Annotated in this window: 1 protein-coding gene; it reads right to left on the bottom strand. The window is 52.2% G+C overall.

Annotated elements, in window-relative coordinates; all coding sequences use genetic code 11:
- Nucleotides 1-78 precede the first annotated feature (78 nt).
- Nucleotides 79-295, bottom strand: a 217-nt coding sequence (locus tag ACFILW_RS10750; RefSeq protein ID WP_375685828.1) for a hypothetical protein, incomplete at its 5' end; no start/stop codon positions are given.

Genomic DNA, 295 nt, shown 5'->3' with positions numbered 1-295 from the left:
CGGGAAAACACGTCCCAGATGAACTCACCAGTAACGTTGAGTGTTGGGATTTCGTATGGGCAGACCGACTTTATTAAGTTAGCGGATACTGCGCAACGGAACCTCGATCTGGCCCTCGGTCGGGGTGGTGATCAAGTTGTTGTCCGGGCGGAAGATGAACAGGCCCGTTTCTTTGGTGGAAAAACCAACCCAATGGAAAAGCGGACCCGGGTTCGAGCACGGGTTATTAGCCACGCCTTCCAAGAACTGATGAATCAGGCTGACCAAATCTTTGTTGTGGGCCACAATAGTCCTG

The sequence above is a fragment of the Bartonella sp. TT110JLCBS genome, from assembly GCF_042193405.1.
Taxonomy (GTDB): Bacteria; Pseudomonadota; Alphaproteobacteria; order Rhizobiales; family Rhizobiaceae; genus Bartonella.
The sequence above is the reverse complement of the archived record's forward strand: the minus strand, read 5'-3'. Positions and strand labels throughout refer to the sequence as shown.